Source organism: Thermoflexus hugenholtzii (assembly GCF_018771565.1).
Taxonomy (GTDB): Bacteria; Chloroflexota; Anaerolineae; order Thermoflexales; family Thermoflexaceae; genus Thermoflexus; species Thermoflexus hugenholtzii_A.
The window spans coordinates 1246518-1263163 of record NZ_CP076326.1 but is presented as its reverse complement, the minus strand read 5'-3'; the positions used below and the strand labels follow the sequence as shown (position 1 = coordinate 1263163).

Sequence of the window (16646 nt, the reverse complement as noted above, 5' to 3'; positions counted from 1 at the left end):
TATTCACTCCCCCACCTGGATCCCACAACAGGGGACCTGCGCTTGGCGTTTCTGATTCTGATCGAAAGGAGCCCGGGCCGCATCGGGGATAGACCGGAATGGATTCCGGGGCCGGCCGGATAGGGCTCAGGGCCTCTCGAAGGGGATCACCTCCCGTTCGATCCAGTCCTCTTCCTCGGCGAGTTGCTCGAGGGTGCGGTTCTGGCTCCGTGCCTCCTCCAGGACCTGGAGATAGGGCCGGATCAGATCCCACTGCGGCCCCGGCCGATAACCCTCTTCGGTTCCCTGAATGAGCCGCGCTTTCCACAGCGGCGTTAAGTGATCCCGCCGCAGGGTCTCGGATGAATCCAGGCCCCGGCTCAGATCCCAGTATTCGTTTCGAAGGCGGGCGTAAAGGTCTTCCAGGGGAAGGGGGCCGTGTGCCGTCAGAACCTCGAGGATGGCCCGGCGCAGCCGTCCCAGGCCCAGGGGGAGGATGGGCAGATCCACCCAGTAGCCGTCCTCGGCGGTGAAGCGGAGGCATTTCTCCGCCCGCTCATCGGCGGCCTGGACGTAGTAAAGACGGGCCACATCTCCGGAGAGGACGGCGGCCAGCTCCAGGGCGAAGTTCATGACGTTGTTGCCGCCAGTCAGGTTGACCCAGATCTCCTTCCCCTGGCCTCCGGTTCCGGCCAGGGCGGCCACCACGCGGGCGACGCGCTCATAGGTCGTGCGGATATCCCGGCGGTCCACCTCGCACCAGAACACCACGCCCTCCCGGCGCCCGCCGGCGATGGCCGGCCACTCCCGGCGCAGGTGCGCGCGCAGCACCTCTTTCATCGGCCCGCCTTTCCGCAGCGGTCCCTGCGCGACGCGGCCGGGCGGGTTCTCGATGTAATCGAAGGAGGGGAGGTCGCCTTGGAGGATCTCGCGGGTGGTGAAGAGCACGAGGGCCTGCACATCTCCTGCGCTCTGACCCGTCTGGCGCAGGGCGGCCTCGCCGGATCCGGCGAAGAAGGCCTGATCCTCGGGTTCCCATCGCGAGTAGCGGTGGGCCAGGTAGGTCAGCGGCCCGATCACCGTGCCCGGGGAACGCCCCAGGCCCATCAGGTGGTAAACCCCCATGGTCTACCCTCCCCGACGGTGGACATATCGCTCGATATACCGACGGGCGGCCTCCAGCTGGCCCTCGGTTGTAGCGGTGGTGAGGAGCCGAAGGCGAAAGAGGATGTCCGTGCCCAGCCGGACCCCCACGATCAGCGCGCTGGGAGGCTCAGCCTCGACACCCGGATGGCCCTTTCTCCATTCTTCCCCACGCACTTCAATCACGAAGGGGGCGTAGCCGATGAGATCCCAGGCAAAGCGCTCAAGCCGGTCTTGGTGGTGATGGGGTGGAATATGAACGTGGGGCTCTTGTGATCGAGCGGGAGGCAGCGTCTCGACCATATTTAAAATGGTGGCAACCTTGTGCCCGATGGGAGTTGGCGTGCCTTCCGGGCTGAGCAATCCGATGCGAACCAGGAATTGCTTAATCTCTTTGGAGGCGGAAGGGTGTCCGCCCAGTGCGTTCAGGATAGCAGGTAGCATCGGGAACAGCGAGATAAATGGGAGATCCACCAGCTGCGGGCGATCCGTGGGAGGTTGGTTCAAGGATGGATGGAGGCGTTCCGTTAGCTGCTCAGGCCAATCCCGGAGCTTTCGGAGCTCTGCGATCTCTCCTCCGGCTTCCAGCCATGGTGGCGCCCAAATGTGGAACAGCCGTTCGGCGCCATAAAATTGGACGGCCAGGGCCAGGAGGGCGGACATCGCCTTTCGACCTCCCGCGATACAGACGAAAAGCCGATGCTCATCGCGATAAGCCCGTAGCTGCGCGCAGGCTTGCTCCATGAACTCGACCGCGGCTTCTGTAGAATCTATGTCTCCGTAGGACCCTATTTGGATGGGCACAATCCAGCTAATGCCACAGTGCGCAGGAAGATGTTTCTGAAGGAGTTCAAGGCTTTCCTTCACGTCTGGATCCCCGGTATAGAACAACAGGACGCCATCCGGCCGTTCTCCTTCCTCAGTCAGCAAATCCACGGCCTCTGTGATCACGGCGGGTGAGGTTCCTAAGGTCGCCACAAGAAGCCTCTTGGCCATCTCAGAACCTCTTGATAACTTCTTCTGGAGTTAGGACTTGACTATAAGCATTAGACCATGCACCATAATCTTTTGTTACGACGTATGCCTTTCTCACAATTCCTGTGCCTATAATTAAAGCGTCAGGAATGCAACTTTTTCCCAGATTAGAATAGTAATTTTTTATAATATCGATGGCAATTTGTTGGATTTTCAGCGTAATATAAACAATCTTAATATTCAAAAGTCTGCAGATATCGTGGATTCTCCGAACTTCTTCTTCCACTTCTCGCCTTCGCTTATTTGATTGATATAATTCCATGATGCTAATTATGCTTATATAACATTTTCCAATCTCGCTTGCTTTAAAAATGGCATCCGCGGATGTGCTCTTTTCGTCTGTTAAATAGTCAATTAATATCGATGTATCGAACAGAAAGCGCACTGCTTTTATCCCTCCTCGCGTAGTGATCCGCGTAATGTCGTAATGCGGAGCCACCAAGACACATAGCCCAGGACGGCTTGCTGCTCCTGGGTTTGAAGGCGCTGCAAGGTGGCCAGATGGGAACGAACCGCCTGAGCGATCAGGCGGTTGGCTCGCTGGATGGCCGGTCGCATGGTGATGTCCTGGGCCACGCGCTCCGCGTGTTGAACGGCTTTCTCCAGGCCATACCGATCCGCGATCTGGACCCAACGCATCCACTCGTTGCGGGTGACCTCGGGGAGTGCTTGAGCGATCTGCTGGGCCAGGGCGATCTGCTCCTCCCGGTTCATTAATACACCTCCCTCGGACAGGGTTCGTCCTTTGACCGGGCCTCCTGACGGAAACGCTCCCAGGCTTCCTGATCCAGCAACTCCTTACGGGCGAGGCATCGTGCCAGGAGCGGCTTCACCTCGCTGGCGCTCCCGCCATTTAGCAATGAGGAAAAGAGAGCGGAGCCCTCTCCCAGAAGACGGATGCGCCGGGGGATGAAGCGCACCCCTCCCAGGCAGCGCGGCTTAGCCCCTCCCAGTTTGACCACCCACTGAGGATCTTCGGAGTGCAGATCCAGACCTAATGCGCGCGCAAGCAACCCCAGCTCTTCCTCCAGAAGGTTTTCAAAGAACAGGTTGGTCTGAAAGCGGGCTCCCTTCGGCACCGCTTCGAGGAAGCGGTGGTTCTTAGCGGGCTTTAAGTCCAGCCTCTGATGGGCTTTGTTCTGATAGAACTTGCGGCCCCGGATCTGGCGAGGCGGCCAGAGGTCCGCGATCTTGATGATCTCCGGACGCACCTCTCCAACCGGCGTGGCGTCGGCGAAATGCACTCGACCCCGATATCCTGTCGTGCCGAAAAGGCGGCATGCGGGGCAAAGGGCTTCTCGTTCGCCCTTTTTATACTCGCATCCCTCGTGAGCACGGCTGGGCACCGACTCATTTCGTGCCTTTATCCGCACGCATGAGTTCGATAGGGCTTCCACAATCCCCCGTATCGCCCCTTTGAGGCTGGTGCCCGGGATAATCAAGGTTTCGTTCTGTCGTGCGAAAACGTAGCAGACCTGCTCCCGTCCCTGAATCGAGCGCAATTCCAGTTGCCCGCTGCCCACGTAAAGGTAGTCTGAGACCACCTCGATCTCTATCTCCATCCAGCCGCTCAAGCCCTGGAACCGCTCATGGCCGGGCGGGGCGGTCTTCTGAGGCCGACCCTTTAAAGGGATCCAGAAAAAGGGCTTAGGCTCCGCCTGTGTGCGATCCGGCATAGGGCTCCCCCTTTCCGGGTTCCTGAAGCGAACGTGGGCTGATGAAAACCGGCCTTTCATCCCGGTAGTAAATCCGGACCTCCAAGCGGCCTTTCTCCGAACCGCTCGGATAATGCGGGAAATTGGGCTTCACCCGCGGCTCCCCCAGATCCTGAAGATCCATGCTACGGGACTCGATCGTCCATTCCCCTTCCACGGCGGTGAGGCCCTCAACGGGTTGATCCATCAGGAGCAGGGCACGGCGTTCCTCCCCTTCAGACCACCAGCGCAATTCCCCTCGGGGTCCGAACATAGCTCCCTGCTCCCTCCATTCCGTGGGGATCCCGGCACCCATCACCAAGCGGGCTCCATCGGCGACCCAGTGGAGAAGGGGGCCGCCGAGGGCGCTCGCCCAATGGGTCCAGGAGCCCGGAGGATCTTTCAGCGCATAAACGTAGCCTTTCATCTTCCCCATGGCTTCCCTCTATGCGGCACTCAGGGTTTGCTCTAACACTTGGCGAGCGGCCTGGCGCCATGTCTCCGGACCATACACCCGACGGACATAGAACCCGATGGCCTCTGACCGCTCCGGGGTCGGCATCCCCTCGATCCGATGGGGCGCAAACAGCCGGTAGCGCCGGGCTTCTTCATCGTCCGTGAAGGCCCCCAGGCTCCGCCATACGGTATCCTGGGCGCCGGAGCTGAACTCCTCCATCATCGCTTCCACGACTTCCACATGCACCTCTCCGAAACCCCGATTCTTTCCAAACCCCACCTTCACCAGCCCCTGGTTCATGGCCTCCAGGGCCATGGCGAGCAAACCCAGCTGCCAGAGCTCAAAGTTCTCCAGGATGAGCTGACCCTCAAAGGCCCCCGCCACGGCGATCTCCATCTCGAAGGGGCCAGCCCCGACCGCATGGCTGAGGCGTGAGATGGCCACCCCATAGCGGATTTCGGTTTTCACGTCGGTGGTCGGGAGAAGATCGGTGAAAGCGACGCGCCCTTTCAAGCGGGTGTGGCCGAAGATGCGGCAAGCGCCGCAGGAATTCCCATAAATGCGAAAGCTGCTTTCTTCCTTTTCCAGGCGCTTGCCACAGCTATCCGGATCATCTGGAAAGGTAGTGCAGGCCCATCGCCAACTTCCCTGTTCATTGACTGTCCGCAACGCTTTTTCCACAAACCCGCGCACCACGCCCTTGAGCGAGGATCCCGGGATGTAGAGCACCTCGCCTTTTCCGGGATGGAAGGTGCGAACGAACTGCATGTCGGGCAGGGTAGGGTTGGCGGAGATGCCCCCGGCTTTGATGAGCAGAGGTCCCTTCGGGCTCAGCCGAAGCTTCAAACGCAACGCGTTGTAGCGATTTTTATGCATGGCCACCCTCCCTCCTCCACCAACTCATGAAAGCTTCGATGAGCTCATCCTCTTTTCGCTCAGCCTTCTGGCCGGAGCTCAGATAATCCAGGAGGTTGTCCAAAGTCACCTGATAGATCTGGATGTCTGTCAACTTGCCCCAGCCGGGACCCCGGGTGGATTTGCCGCCGATGGCGATGCCGCCCTCCTTCCACATCCGCAGCACAGCGAGGAGAAATCCGAGCTCCCAATTCTCCAGGTTCTCCGCCACGATCTCGATGCGGAATTGAGCACCCGGGACCACGGTCTCAAAATCGTATTTAACGCCCGCGCGGGCTGCGCCCAGGTCCCGGTCGATGCCCACGCCGTCGCGGATCTGGGTCCAGACCGGCAGGTCTTCATGGTTTTCGAGGCGCGCGTCCTTAAAGGCGACCCGTCCGGCCATCCAGGGGGAGCCGAAGAGACGGCAGGCGGTGCAGCTCTCCGAGAACACTTCTCGGGTAAAGATCTCATCGTTCTGTCCGGCCCTTTTCCAGAGCGTCTCTTTGTGGGAGGCATCCACGCAGGGCGCATCAAAGGGATCACAAGCCCAGAAATCGGGCTTTCGATTGACAGCTCGCAGCATGCGCTCGGCCTGGAAGCGCACCACGCCCTTGATGGAGGAGCCGGGGATGAAGGGCTTCCCCTCTGGATCCTTGATCACGGGCATATCGGTGCCGACCGGGTCCAGGGACAGCCGGCTGCCTACGGCCAGGGCGGTCTGCATCTCCAGGATGGCGTGGATCCACGTGCGATTCCGGAACTCGGCAAACCCGCTCATCCCGCACCTCCCTGCTTCGCTCGTTGTAATTGCGTCTCTCCTTTCGCATGCCAGACATGCCAGCGCACGGTGTGCCCCAGAACACGGCGGATCAATTCCAGGTGCACCTTGCGGATGGTTGGCTCCTCTGCAGCGCCCACAATACCCCTGGCGAGCTCCCGGAGGCCTTGAAGTTTTTGAAGCGCCTCGTTGGCCCATGCCACGTAGATCTCTTTGCGCGCGGCTTGGTAACGGATGAACAGCTCGACCTCGGCCCAAGAGGTGCTTTGTTCTGCAACCTCCTGGATGTTGCGCAGCTGGCGTTCTTTGTGCTCCTTGTCGCTCAACGGTTTCTTTTCTTCGTTTCGAAAGATTTCCTTCAGGCTCCGGGCAAGCTCTTCCGCCATTTGCACCAATTCTCCTTCCTTCTCCTTGATCGCCCGCAAGATTTGGGCGTTGCGCTTCGGGTCATCGGTGAACCGGGTCATTTCTCCTCCACCTCCAGATGGAATGGGTGGCAGATCAGGCATTCGCCGAACCCCTCATCCCGGCGCTCGCCGATCCCTTCCTGCTCCAGGCCCTCCAGCATGGACAGAAGGCTGTCCTCTGCGCCTTCCCATCGGTAAACGAACACGCTGCCCATGCGGGCAGCCAGCCGGGTGGGCTTGGGCAGGCCCCAGGCCGTGGACCAGCCGCTGGCGATGTCCGGACGGGTCATCCAGAGGATGGGGCGGAGGGTCTGGTTCCCCAGGCGCAGGATCGGCACCAGCGCGGGGACGCCGCTGTCGTCCCGGAAGATCCCTGGGGCCAGCAGATCGACGGAGAAATAAATCCCCTGGGGTCCATCGGGCATGCGCCCTGGGTTCACCGCCAGGGAACGAATGTCCATCCACAGGCGCCTCAGGGTCTCGTTAAAGGCCTTCAGCCGCTGACCGAGAGGAGGCAGATGCCCCTCTACATCTTCCACCTCGACCCGGCCGTAGCCACGGGTGTGCATGGCCCCGATCGCCATACGGGAAAGGGCTTCCCGGAAGCTCGTTGCAGCATCCTCCCCTTTGTCATCACGGAGGAAAACCCGCCCGACGAACATGAGCGGGCTTGCGCCCGTTTTCATCGGATCATCGGTATGGGAACTGAGGGCGGAAGGGGTATACAGCATGCTTTCCGTGGCCGCCCGGCGGTGGCGGCTGAGGGCTACTTTGGTTTGCGCGTGAAAATACGGGCGGAACATCGTGTGGTATTTCGTGCCATAGACCTCATACACCGCGTAAAAGCCATTAGCCGGCTCCATGCGATCTTTGCACTGTCGGCAACGAACATTGAAAGGAAGGGGGAAGCGAGCGCCCTGTTGTTCCAGCAGGCGATAAGCTAGGGAAGGAAGAAGGATGTCCACGATGCCATGGCCCCTACGATTCGGATGGGGTTCCGTGGCGAACCCTCCCTCGCGCTTGCATTCCAGGGCGCTCATCGGCAAGGGGAGCGCGTAAAGAAATCCCGGGGCTTCGGGGGCCGGGAAGAAGTTCCCGATGCGTAGCCGGGCAACCTGCTGAAGAATGGTCTCCGACGAGGCGCCCTGGCGGAGCAGCCATTCGGCCCAGGCCCCCCGCAGGATACGCCCTGGGATGTATTTCTGGCTGGGTAGGAACTGGGCGTCCGGCCGGATGTCGCCCAAAAGCAGAGGCTCTCGCGGCTTGATCTTAAGCCACATGGGTTCCCTCCCGCCAGGCCCGCCAGATCTCCACCAGCGCGCTCTCTGGAAGGGGCTCGCCGTCGATGTGCGCGTTCACCTTGATCTCCCGGATCCAGCCCAGCCCGCGGGTCTTGCCACCCCCGATGGCGATCCCCCAGCGAGCCGCCAGGGCGATCAACGCGGCGGCTTCTCGCGCCGTTGTCGGATCAAAGAAATCGCCTTCACACCAGGCTTGCCCCCGGATGGGTCGCTCGGGAATGGATGGAACAGTTTCCATGAAGAACAAGCGTTGGGGAAAGGCCGCCCGCCGGTGGCGGCTGATGGCCACGCCTGCCCGAACGGACAGGTCCTCGTCGGCATGAATCAAGGTTGCATCGCTGAAGCGCAGCGGTGAGGGGTGTCGGGGGTTGCCGAACACCCGACAGATCCGGCAGGGCTCCGGTCCTTTGCACATCCGATCCGGCTCGGGCCCGAGACATACCGGATGCCCCCAGGCGCGCAGCAGGATCTCCGCCTTCTCCCGCAAGAAACCCTTCAGGGTGGTGGCCGGGAGAACAGGATCCCCCTGCGCGGTCCGGGCCATGGCTTTGTCCACCCCCGGGCGTCGGAGGTTGCCGGTGGTGTGGAGCGCGGTGTCCAGCGTGATGATCAGCTCCATCTCCAGTCTGGTCATATGCCTTCTTCCTCCTCCTCCACATCGGGCCGCATGGCATGCAGTTCGGCTAGCTCCAGGACATCGAGGAGCAGTGTGCGCCACATAACCGTCTGATTGTTATCGATCCGGTACCAGATGGGAAGCCCCGTGATGGGTCGTCCCCCGCGCTTGCTGAGGATCTCTCCGGCTTGTTCCAGTGTGGCGATTTTTTCTTTCCCTCCCCGTTCCCGAGCGATGTCATACTGGATGAAGCTAAGGGACTGAAACACACCCCGTTCCAGGGCCTCTGCCCAGCGGTGGCGTGTGGTGCGGGGCCATCGGGCAACTTGAGGGATCAACTCCCGGATGCGCTGCGCTTCGTCCAGGGTGTAGGGCCGGGCGGTCAGCTCAACCTCTCCCCCACGCCGGTAAATGCTCAGCAAGGGCTCAACCCTGTCGCTGGCCACCGGAGAGGGAAGCCAGAGAAAATCGATGGCGCTCTTGGGATTCTGGGGATCCTCTTTTGCCCGCTTCTTAGCTCGTTTCAACAAATCGGTGGCCAGACGCTCCATATAGCGGACCGGATATTTCACATCCGCGATGAGGATCCCACACGAGGCGGTGGGCCTCCATTCGGCCTTCAGGTCCTCCGGGAGGCGTTGGCTGACTTCATCTTCAAAATGTTTGAGAAATTCGACGGCCAAATCCCAGGCATATCCGGCCTGGATGAGGACGGTTACATCGTCTCCGCCGATGTTGATGATGTCGAAGGGCCAGTATCCCTCACGCTCCAATGCTGCGCCGCATACGGCCTCCAGGCTCTGGAAGAGGGCTTCTTGGGTCCCTTTCTGAAGAGCCTCGGAGATCTGTCTGTATTTCCTTTCCTCTTCTTCTCCCTTCTCAATCCTGGCTTTCTGAAGCAGGCTGCCGATGTCGTTGCCATCGGCGTAGAAAAAGGCCAGATACTTGCGACGGGCGCTGGCCATCAGATGATCGAGGTCATCGGGCTGTTCGGCCGTGCGATTCTTCTTACATCGATGCCAGAACTCCTGGTTGAACTTCCCTCGAATCTCCCCCTTTCGCTTTCGGCCTTTGTCGTCCCGATGCTTGCAAACGAGGCACAGGGCTTTCCCGTCTTCCATTGGCTCCCGGGCGCTGGCCATACGTTTGCCACAGCGCTCGCAGCGCTTGCCGAAGGGAAGGGCCTCGTAGAACGGGGCGGTGGTTTTCTCCCGTTTGGCCTCCCGGAGACGGGCGTTTAGGAAAAGCACGCGCTGGGCGAAGCCGCCATCGAGCGGCACGCCAGCTGCTGCGTCTCGTATCCGCTGCGCCCAGGAACCCTCCGGCCGAGGCTCCTCCGACGGAGGACTGTGCGTCTCATAGACAATCGTTACGGTGGCAACGAGGGTCTGCTTCAGATAGAGATGCTCAATCTCTCTGCGGATCCTTTCCGCCTCGCCTGGGGGAACCTGAAGCAGAAAACTGCCGCCTTTGCAGTAGATAACATATGAGCCGTATTTCTCTTGAATCTTGCCCTCGCATTCCTGTAGCAGTTCGCTTCCCCCGCGGATCTGAGGAAGAGAGGAGGTCTCAAACACATACTCGCGGATGGTGTCCACATCTCCGGCCATCAGGATGCGATCGCTCATCCCTCAATCCCCTCTCATTTTTATGGCTTAGGTGATGGGATAGCCCAAACCCGGGTCGCGCGGATCCGGCAGCCAGCCGTGTTTCCGGGGCCATCTCCTGACGCGATGGCGATCATCCCGAAGCCGCTGGCGGTGTGTTCGCCGAGGCCGGCCTCGTAGGCCAGGCGCAGCAGCCGCGGATCCCCCTCCAGCGTCAGCCGCAGCATCCACCCCCGAATGTCGGTGTCGTGGATCCGCACGAGCTTGGAGCGATAGGGCGGTTGCGGTCGGATGACGACCTCCCCCCGGATCTCCTGCCCGTAAAAAGCCGCCGCCTTCCGCCGCAGGTTCTCCGCTAACGCCGACGCGAAGCCCGGCTCCTCCGGCGAAAGATACCGCTTGACCAGCCGCCCGTCTGCCCGCCGCCCGCCTGTGGAGACCGTGATGGGCGACAGGGTGACGCAGGTCATCGACCCCTCCAGCGCAGGCGCCGGGACCACCTCAATGCGCTCCACCTGCACCGGATGCGGCCCCAGCGCCACCTCCGGCTCCAGCAGCAGCCCCAGGGCCAGCGCCTCGACCACCGCTTCGATCGGCGAGGAGACCCACCAGGTGACCGCCCCCTCCGCCCATAGCCCGCTCCCATCCGGCCGCAGGCCATGCAACCACGAGTAGGTAAGGGGCTTGTAGGCGCGTCCCTCCGGGCCCTGCCACCCCTCCTCATGAAGCCGATGGGCCACCTGAGGCAACCCCCGCCGCATCGCCGTATACGCCAGGCCCCGCAACCACTCCGGATAGCCCCAGGGCAACCGGCCCGGACGCACGAAGCGCAGCGCGATCTTAAGACGCATCGCTCCCCCTCCCCTCCGACGCCCCCCGCCGGGCGCGCGCGGCCTCCCGCACGGCCTGCAGGGAGATGATCTCCGCCACCTCAAATCGGGGCGGAACAGCCTCCGGAACCGGCCGCATCCGGATGATCGATGGGAAATAGCCCATGCGGCCGTGAAGCTCCGCCAGCAGCACCCCGGCGCTGTAGTTCAACGAGGGCAACAGGATCAGGATGGGTCGGGTCTGCCACTCCTCGGGGGAGAACCCCACCCGATCCACCATGGACACCACTTGCGGGACCAGGGGACGGGCCGGATCGATCTGGGCGTCGATGGCGATGACCTGTTCCACCGGCTGCCCCGCAAGGGCCTCGATCTGCCGCTGCTGTTCCGGTGTGAGTGGGTGCGCAAAGTTTAAAACGACCATGCCGCCTCCTTTGCCCCCAAATGTAGCCGAGCCCGGGAGGCCGGACATCGGGGAAAGACCGGACGCGCATCCGGAGACGACCGGATGCAGGGGCTGGCCGTTCTTCTACGATTAGAAGCCAGGAGGGGCCCCGCTGACCCTGGGGGGCATCAGAGCGGAGCCCCACGGGGAGGGCGGTTTCCGGTCCCGGCCCTCATCGGGTTGTGGAAAGGTCCATGAGCGGCGCGAAGGGGCGGAACCATTCCCGCAGATCCCGATAGGAGAGACGATGGTCAGGGGACAGCCCCCATGTCTCACGGCAGAGCGCCTTGATCGCTTCGAGGTGGGAGTCCACGGTCTTGGGCGACAGGCCCAGGGCCTCCGCGACCTGCGCCAGCCGTTCGCAGCGCACGACCTCCGCCAGCACGCGGCGCTGGGCCGCCGTCAGCCGTTCCCAGACCTGCCGGCAACGCCCGATCCGATCCGCCGGCGACTCGATCTGCCCCAGCTGCAGGGAGGTCAGCTGTCGGAAGGCGGGGAAGTCCGCCCCCCAGCGGGGGAAGGGCACCTCGATCAGGCGCACGCCATCCTCAGGCCGCGCGTGCATCCGTTGGCCGTCCCGCGCCACCTCCAGGAAGGCGCGAGGGGTATACAGGTGCCACACCCGGTCCGCGTAATCCAGATGCACCACCGCGGTGAGGAAGAGCATCAGGGCGAGCAGGCGTCGTCCCCCCGCCAGCACGACATGGAGGGGACGGCCCTGCGCCTTCTCCGCTTGAAGGATCTCCATCATCTGCATCCGGACCACATCGGCGGCGTGCTCATCGGTGATATCCGGCATGGGGCCCCGGAGATCCTTCAGCATGACCCGACGCAGGCGGATGGGGCGGCGGGCATGGGCGTAGAAGCCGTTGGGGAACTCGCGATCCAGGCGTTCCAGGGCGTGACGGGTTCGGGGATCCTGGGGAGCGAGGTGCAACACCACCACCTCAACGATCTGCTCGCCGCGGCTCAGCAAGGCGTCCAGGGCAAAGGTGATCACCTGCGGCTGCCCACCCAGCGTGGCGATCATCGTGCTGGCCGGTCTGTGTTCCATGGCCCACCTCCCGCAGACCGAATCTCCCGGGATACGGAGGATCCCGATGGAGCTGTTCCCCGCTGTGCTGATCGGAGGGCCGCCGAACTCTGGTAAATCCGTTCTAACATATAGTCTATCACAATCCTTGCGGAAGCGTGGCGTGGCCCATTATGTGTTGCGGGCGGCGCCGGATGGGGAGGGGGATTGGTTTCACGAGGCGGAGCCCCGGCTGGCCCGGCAGCTCCGGATCAAGGGGGCCTTCGATGAACGCTGGGTGGATCGGATCGTCCAGGACATCCGGCGTCGCCACCTGCCGCTGCTGGTGGATGTGGGGGGGATGCCGACCCCGGAGCAAGAGCGGATCCTGGGCGTGGTCACCCACGCGATCCTCCTCATCCGGGATCCCGCGGCCCGCCCGGTCTGGCAGGAGCGCGTCCGGCGTTACGGCCTGCATTTGATCGCGGATCTGGATTCCCGCCTGGAAGGCTCCTCGGAGATCCTGGAGGAGACACCGGTGTTGCGCGGGGTGATCACCGGCCTGGAGCGGGGTCGCATGGCGGAGGGGCCGGTCTTCGAGGCGCTGGCCGAGCGGATCGCGGCCCTCTTCCGCTACGACCCGGAGGAGCTGCGCCGCTATCATCTGGCGATGGCCCCCGACGTCGACTGGGTGATCGACCTGGACGAGCTGGCCCGCATGCTGGAGGTCCGTCGGGAAGGGGAGGCCCCGCGCTGGGCCCCGGAGGATCTGCCCCGGATGCTGGATTTCCTCCCCGAGGGCAAGCCCCTGGCCCTTTACGGCCGCGGCCCCGCCTGGCTCTACGCAGCCCTCGCCGTCCACGCCCTCCCGGCCCCGTTCTTCCAGTTCGACGTCCGGCTGGGCTGGGTGGAACCCCCGCGCTTCCGATGGGCGACGGAGGGCGAGGAACGGACAGCGGACCGTTCATCTCCGCTGGCGTTCACGGTCGAGCGCGCGCCCGGGGGATGGCGGCTCCGGGCTGCCCTCCGCCATCCCTATGTGGAGCGGGAGGAAACAGAGGGCCTGTTGTTGCCCTCGATCCCGGAGGAAGGGCTCCTCATCCTGAACGGGAAGCTGCCCCTCTGGCTGTTCACCGCCCTGGCCCGCGCCTGCGCCGGCCGACCGGCCCTTGCGGTCTTTGAGCCCCGGGGGAATCAGGCGGTGGTCATCGCCTCCCGGGACCCCGCGTTCCCGGTCGGGACGGTGTGGAGGATCGAGGATCCCGGGCCTCCGGGGTGAGATCGTGCCGGATCATCCAGTCGATCCGGGACATGGGGCTCCGGCCTGCGGCTACACCGGATGTCCACAACGCGGGCAGCGGGTCGCTTCCGGTTCCAGCTCCGCCCCACAGGTTTCGCACACATACGTGAAGGCGGCCCCGCAGACCGGACAGGCGCGGGCGTCCTCGGCCACCGCCGATCCGCATTCCGGGCACAGGGCCTGCCCGCAGGCCGGGCAGGCGTCGGCCTCTTCCGGGAGCTCCACCCCGCAACGGGGGCAGCGTCCCGAAAGGTCCAGGCCGCAGGAGGGGCAACGTTCGGTCCTTTCGGAGACACGGGCGTTGCAGCGCGGGCAGACGAAGGCGAGCTCGGCCCCGCAGATCGGACACGCGGAAGCTCCGAGGGGGATGATCGCCTGGCAATCGGGGCAGCGCGCGCCGGTTTCCGCCCCGCACCGCGGGCAGATGAGCTCATCCGGCCAGAGCCGGGCACGGCACCGGGGGCAGAGCCACTGGCCGCAGGACGGGCACGGCCCCTCCGATGGGCGAAAGAGCGTCCGGCAGTTGGGGCAAACCGTCAGGGCGGCGGTTTCAGAAGGGCGGAGGGAAGCCGGATGGTCCTCCACGGGAGGAGGCGCGGGGATCGGGGCTCCGCACGATGGACAGCGCTCCGGCGCGCCGAAGAGGGGCTTCTCGCAGGACGGGCAACGCCGGGGGAAAACCCGCCCACAGTCCGGGCATTCCGACGCCGTGCTCAGCAGAACGGCCCCGCAACCCGGGCAGGCGAAGGCCAGCTCGAAGCCGCACCATCGGCATCGCGTCTCCGCCGTGAGGGGCTCTTCGGGTCCGGGCTCCCCGCACATCGGGCACCAGATCGCGCCGCACGCGGGGCACAGACCCGACTCCGGCGCCACGGGCTGGCCGCAGCGCGGGCAGGTGGGCTCCCCGGCCGGCGCGCCGCAGGCCGGGCAGCGGGTCGCGCCCTCCGGCAACGCAGCCCCGCACTGCGCGCACATCTCCCCCAGGGGCAACCCGCACGCCGGGCACGCGGAGGCGTCCGCCGGCACCCACGCGCCGCAATCGGGGCAGGGCTCGGCGCCGCAGCCCGGGCACGGCTCGTCGGGCGGCACCATCGTCCCGCAGCGGCCGCAAGGCCGGGGCCGCAGGGGCGCGCCGCACGACGGACAGGTCTCCGCTTCCGGCGGGACGGGCGCGTCACAGTGGCTGCAGAACCAGGCCCAGACCGTTCCACAAGCGGGGCAGCGATCCGCATCCTCCGGCATGGGGGATCGGCACGCCGGGCAGAAAGCGGCCCCACAGTGGGGGCAAACGCCCTCCTCCGCGAAGATCTCCCGGCCGCAAGCCGGGCAGGGGATGAGCTCGATCATGCCGTGGGCGCTCCGTTGTCTGGCTTCGCGCTCCCCCCGGGCCGACCGGTTCAGCCTTCGGCCCGCTGGGCCAGGGCTTCGGCGCGCTTCCGCCAGTAGCGCAGGTATCCGGCGACCACGCTCTCGTAGCTCACGGCCACATCGTAGAACGCCGGGTCGGCACCGGCGGCTTGCAGCTCGGCGTCCGCTCGGGTTCGCAGCGCCTCCAGGATCTCGGACTCCGTCCGGTTCTCCTCCATCATCTCCCGGATCCACCGCCCCCAGTCCCACAGCCGGCGCTCCAGGTCCTCCCAGTGCCACTCGATGTCCTCCCGGAAAGCCCCGAAGTGGGTCAGGCACAGGGCCTGGGCCTTCAGGGCGCGCAGCCGGGCGATGCTGGCCGACCAGGCCTCCAGGTCCAGCTCCGGTGGCGGGGTGGGCGGGCGGACGTAGCGCACGCCGGGCAGGCGCACCCCTGCGATGTCCCCGGTGAAGAGAAGACCGGTGGTCTCGTCGAGGAAGGCGTGATGGTGGCGGGCGTGGCCGGGGGTCTCGAAGGCCACCAGGGTGTGGCCGGCCACGCGCAGGCGTTCCCCATCCGGAACGACCTGCACGCGGTCGGCGGGAACAGGGATCACCTTCCCCCACAGCGGCTCCAGCATGTCCCCGTAGATCCGGGCGGCGCTGGCGATCAGCCGGGAGGGATCGATCAGATGGGGGGCGCCCACCGGATGAACGTAGATCTTCGCCCCGGGCAGGCGCTGGGCCAGGAACCCGGATGCCCCCGCGTGGTCCAGGTGGATGTGGGTGACGATCAGGTGGCGCAGGGCCTCCAGGGGCACGCCGGCCGCCTGGATCCCCTCCAGCAGGTGCTCCGCGCTGGAGGTCGGCCCGGTCTCCACCAGGGCGGCCTCCCGGCCGTCGTAGATCAAATAGGCCGCGATGACCTGCGGACGGCCGTGGAAATGGAGATCGATGGCCGTGACCCCTTCGGCGATGGGATGCAGGGCGTAGGGCATCGTCCTCGCCTCCTCGGAGCTTGCGACGGGCTCTGGGTCCTCCCGCCGATCTTACCTCGAACCGGGGGGCTCTCCCAAATCCTCGCCCCCAGCCGGGCGGGCCTCAGAGCCCCGGATCCGCCAGCTCCTCCTCGAACGTGACCTCTTCCTTCCCCTGGAGCTTCTCGATCACTTTCTCCACGATCAGGCGGAGGTGACGGGGATGCTGCACGAAATCCAGGCGGTCCGCCGGGATGGTGAGCACAGGGCAGAGATCGAACCGTCGGATCCAGTCCTCATAGAGCCGGTTCAGGCGCTCCAGGTATTCCGGGGGGATCTCCCGCTCGAAGGCTCGCCCGCGCAGCGCGATGCGGTGTTGTAGCGTGGGGACGGAGGCCCGCAGGTAGATCACCAGATCCGGCGGCGGGAGGAACATGAGCAGGGTCTCGTAGAGCTCCCGGTAGACCCGCCAGTCCCGTTCGCTCAGATCCCCCTGCTCATAGAGGTTTCTGGCGAAGACCTCGGCGTCTTCATAGATTGTGCGGTCCTGGATCACCGAGTGGGGACGCTGGAGCAGCAGCACGTGGTGCCGGAGCCGGCGGCTCAGGAAGAAAATCTGGGAATGGAAGCCCCAGCGGGCCATGTCCTGATAGAAATCGGCGAGGTAAGGGTTATCGTCCACCGCCTCGAAGAAAGGCTCCCACCCCAGCGCCCGGGCCAGCCGCTCGGTCAGGGCCGACTTCCCCACCCCGATGTTCCCGGCGATGGCGATGAACTTCTTCCCGGAAAGCCCATGATCGGTCAAGGGGGTCTCCTGAAAG

19 protein-coding genes are annotated in these 16646 nt (G+C 64.3%); 1 reads left to right on the top strand and 18 read right to left on the bottom strand.

All coding sequences use genetic code 11. From position 1 onward, the window contains the following. Window positions 1-126: 126 nt before the first annotated feature. The 15 genes from KNN16_RS05745 to KNN16_RS05675 all read right to left on the bottom strand — a co-directional run bounded on the left by KNN16_RS05745 (window position 127) and on the right by KNN16_RS05675 (window position 12243). On the bottom strand, window positions 127-1104 hold the full coding sequence (locus KNN16_RS05745) for a hypothetical protein (RefSeq protein WP_303899821.1): 978 nt from the start codon (window positions 1102-1104) through the stop codon (window positions 127-129). 3 nt (window positions 1105-1107) lie between these two features. Then, entirely contained in the window at window positions 1108-2118 is a 1011-nt protein-coding gene (locus KNN16_RS05740) for a CRISPR-associated protein Csx14 (protein ID WP_303899819.1), read from the bottom strand. A 1-nt stretch (window position 2119) separates the two neighbouring features. After that, window positions 2120-2542: a PIN domain-containing protein gene (locus KNN16_RS05735; RefSeq protein WP_303899816.1), complete on the bottom strand. Its 423-nt coding sequence runs from the start codon at window positions 2540-2542 to the stop codon at window positions 2120-2122. Between the two features lie 5 nt (window positions 2543-2547). Next, window positions 2548-2871 (bottom strand): hypothetical protein, encoded by a 324-nt coding sequence (locus KNN16_RS05730; protein WP_303899814.1) that lies wholly within the window; start codon window positions 2869-2871, stop codon window positions 2548-2550. Further along, window positions 2871-3719, bottom strand: a complete 849-nt coding sequence (locus KNN16_RS05725; RefSeq protein WP_303899812.1) for an RAMP superfamily CRISPR-associated protein — start codon at window positions 3717-3719, stop codon at window positions 2871-2873. Before KNN16_RS05725 ends, KNN16_RS05730 begins: the two co-directional genes overlap by 1 nt. 85 nt (window positions 3720-3804) lie before the next feature. Further along, the gene (locus KNN16_RS05720) at window positions 3805-4287 is read right to left on the bottom strand and encodes a hypothetical protein (protein ID WP_303899808.1); all 483 of its coding nucleotides are present in this window, start codon (window positions 4285-4287) and stop codon (window positions 3805-3807) included. 9 nt (window positions 4288-4296) lie between these two features. Beyond that, on the bottom strand, window positions 4297-5184 hold the full coding sequence (locus KNN16_RS05715; RefSeq protein ID WP_303900595.1) for an RAMP superfamily CRISPR-associated protein: 888 nt from the start codon (window positions 5182-5184) through the stop codon (window positions 4297-4299). Then, window positions 5177-5983 carry a CRISPR-associated RAMP protein Csx7 gene (gene csx7, locus KNN16_RS05710; protein WP_303899806.1) on the bottom strand — a complete coding sequence of 269 codons (807 nt, stop codon included), beginning with the start codon at window positions 5981-5983 and terminating at the stop codon, window positions 5177-5179. Before csx7 ends, KNN16_RS05715 begins: the two co-directional genes overlap by 8 nt. Beyond that, on the bottom strand, window positions 5980-6450 hold the full coding sequence (locus KNN16_RS05705; protein WP_303899803.1) for a hypothetical protein: 471 nt from the start codon (window positions 6448-6450) through the stop codon (window positions 5980-5982). Before KNN16_RS05705 ends, csx7 begins: the two co-directional genes overlap by 4 nt. Continuing rightward, on the bottom strand, window positions 6447-7670 hold the full coding sequence (gene csx10, locus KNN16_RS05700; RefSeq protein ID WP_303899801.1) for a CRISPR-associated RAMP protein Csx10: 1224 nt from the start codon (window positions 7668-7670) through the stop codon (window positions 6447-6449). The genes KNN16_RS05705 and csx10 overlap by 4 nt, the downstream gene beginning before the upstream one ends. Then, window positions 7660-8325 carry an RAMP superfamily CRISPR-associated protein gene (locus KNN16_RS05695; RefSeq protein WP_303899798.1) on the bottom strand — a complete coding sequence of 222 codons (666 nt, stop codon included), beginning with the start codon at window positions 8323-8325 and terminating at the stop codon, window positions 7660-7662. Before KNN16_RS05695 ends, csx10 begins: the two co-directional genes overlap by 11 nt. After that, entirely contained in the window at window positions 8322-9935 is a 1614-nt protein-coding gene (locus tag KNN16_RS05690; RefSeq protein ID WP_303899795.1) for a hypothetical protein, read from the bottom strand. The genes KNN16_RS05695 and KNN16_RS05690 overlap by 4 nt, the downstream gene beginning before the upstream one ends. A gap of 20 nt (window positions 9936-9955) precedes the next feature. Continuing rightward, window positions 9956-10765, bottom strand: coding sequence for a CRISPR-associated endoribonuclease Cas6 (gene cas6, locus KNN16_RS05685; protein ID WP_303899793.1), 810 nt, complete (start codon window positions 10763-10765; stop codon window positions 9956-9958). Further along, window positions 10755-11168, bottom strand: a complete 414-nt coding sequence (csx15, locus tag KNN16_RS05680; protein ID WP_299285130.1) for a CRISPR-associated protein Csx15 — start codon at window positions 11166-11168, stop codon at window positions 10755-10757. The genes cas6 and csx15 overlap by 11 nt, the downstream gene beginning before the upstream one ends. A gap of 193 nt (window positions 11169-11361) precedes the next feature. Next, complete coding sequence (locus tag KNN16_RS05675; RefSeq protein WP_303899790.1) at window positions 11362-12243, bottom strand: CRISPR-associated ring nuclease; 882 nt, start codon at window positions 12241-12243, stop codon at window positions 11362-11364. Window positions 12244-12385: 142 nt separating this feature from the next. Between KNN16_RS05675 and KNN16_RS05670 the strand changes: the two genes are divergently transcribed. After that, entirely contained in the window at window positions 12386-13480 is a 1095-nt protein-coding gene (locus KNN16_RS05670) for a CRISPR-associated protein Csx3 (RefSeq protein ID WP_303899787.1), read from the top strand. Window positions 13481-13531: 51 nt separating this feature from the next. Here the strand turns inward: KNN16_RS05670 and KNN16_RS05665 are convergent, their stop codons facing one another. The 3 genes from KNN16_RS05665 to KNN16_RS05655 all read right to left on the bottom strand — a co-directional run bounded on the left by KNN16_RS05665 (window position 13532) and on the right by KNN16_RS05655 (window position 16630). Beyond that, on the bottom strand, window positions 13532-14848 hold the full coding sequence (locus KNN16_RS05665; RefSeq protein WP_303899784.1) for a zinc ribbon domain-containing protein: 1317 nt from the start codon (window positions 14846-14848) through the stop codon (window positions 13532-13534). A 50-nt stretch (window positions 14849-14898) separates the two neighbouring features. Next, complete coding sequence (locus KNN16_RS05660) at window positions 14899-15846, bottom strand: MBL fold metallo-hydrolase (protein ID WP_303899782.1); 948 nt, start codon at window positions 15844-15846, stop codon at window positions 14899-14901. Between the two features lie 103 nt (window positions 15847-15949). Then, the gene (locus tag KNN16_RS05655; RefSeq protein ID WP_299285146.1) at window positions 15950-16630 is read right to left on the bottom strand and encodes a deoxynucleoside kinase; all 681 of its coding nucleotides are present in this window, start codon (window positions 16628-16630) and stop codon (window positions 15950-15952) included. Window positions 16631-16646: the final 16 nt, after the last annotated feature.

What these genes read in the sequence shown, in the direction of transcription:
- KNN16_RS05690 (WP_303899795.1), bottom strand. Translation starts at nt 9,935, where the DNA reads ATGAGCGATCGCATCCTGATGGCCGGAGATGTGGACACCATCCGCGAG.
- csx7 (WP_303899806.1), bottom strand. Translation starts at nt 5,983, where the DNA reads ATGAGCGGGTTTGCCGAGTTCCGGAATCGCACGTGGATCCACGCCATC.
- KNN16_RS05720 (WP_303899808.1), bottom strand. Translation starts at nt 4,287, where the DNA reads ATGGGGAAGATGAAAGGCTACGTTTATGCGCTGAAAGATCCTCCGGGC.
- KNN16_RS05740 (WP_303899819.1), bottom strand. Translation starts at nt 2,118, where the DNA reads ATGGCCAAGAGGCTTCTTGTGGCGACCTTAGGAACCTCACCCGCCGTG.
- KNN16_RS05725 (WP_303899812.1), bottom strand. Translation starts at nt 3,719, where the DNA reads ATGGAGATAGAGATCGAGGTGGTCTCAGACTACCTTTACGTGGGCAGC.
- KNN16_RS05715 (WP_303900595.1), bottom strand. Translation starts at nt 5,184, where the DNA reads ATGCATAAAAATCGCTACAACGCGTTGCGTTTGAAGCTTCGGCTGAGC.
- cas6 (WP_303899793.1), bottom strand. Translation starts at nt 10,765, where the DNA reads ATGCGTCTTAAGATCGCGCTGCGCTTCGTGCGTCCGGGCCGGTTGCCC.
- KNN16_RS05695 (WP_303899798.1), bottom strand. Translation starts at nt 8,325, where the DNA reads ATGACCAGACTGGAGATGGAGCTGATCATCACGCTGGACACCGCGCTC.
- KNN16_RS05705 (WP_303899803.1), bottom strand. Translation starts at nt 6,450, where the DNA reads ATGACCCGGTTCACCGATGACCCGAAGCGCAACGCCCAAATCTTGCGG.
- csx15 (WP_299285130.1), bottom strand. Translation starts at nt 11,168, where the DNA reads ATGGTCGTTTTAAACTTTGCGCACCCACTCACACCGGAACAGCAGCGG.
- KNN16_RS05730 (WP_303899814.1), bottom strand. Translation starts at nt 2,871, where the DNA reads ATGAACCGGGAGGAGCAGATCGCCCTGGCCCAGCAGATCGCTCAAGCA.
- KNN16_RS05665 (WP_303899784.1), bottom strand. Translation starts at nt 14,848, where the DNA reads ATGATCGAGCTCATCCCCTGCCCGGCTTGCGGCCGGGAGATCTTCGCG.
- KNN16_RS05675 (WP_303899790.1), bottom strand. Translation starts at nt 12,243, where the DNA reads ATGGAACACAGACCGGCCAGCACGATGATCGCCACGCTGGGTGGGCAG.
- csx10 (WP_303899801.1), bottom strand. Translation starts at nt 7,670, where the DNA reads ATGTGGCTTAAGATCAAGCCGCGAGAGCCTCTGCTTTTGGGCGACATC.
- KNN16_RS05745 (WP_303899821.1), bottom strand. Translation starts at nt 1,104, where the DNA reads ATGGGGGTTTACCACCTGATGGGCCTGGGGCGTTCCCCGGGCACGGTG.
- KNN16_RS05660 (WP_303899782.1), bottom strand. Translation starts at nt 15,846, where the DNA reads ATGCCCTACGCCCTGCATCCCATCGCCGAAGGGGTCACGGCCATCGAT.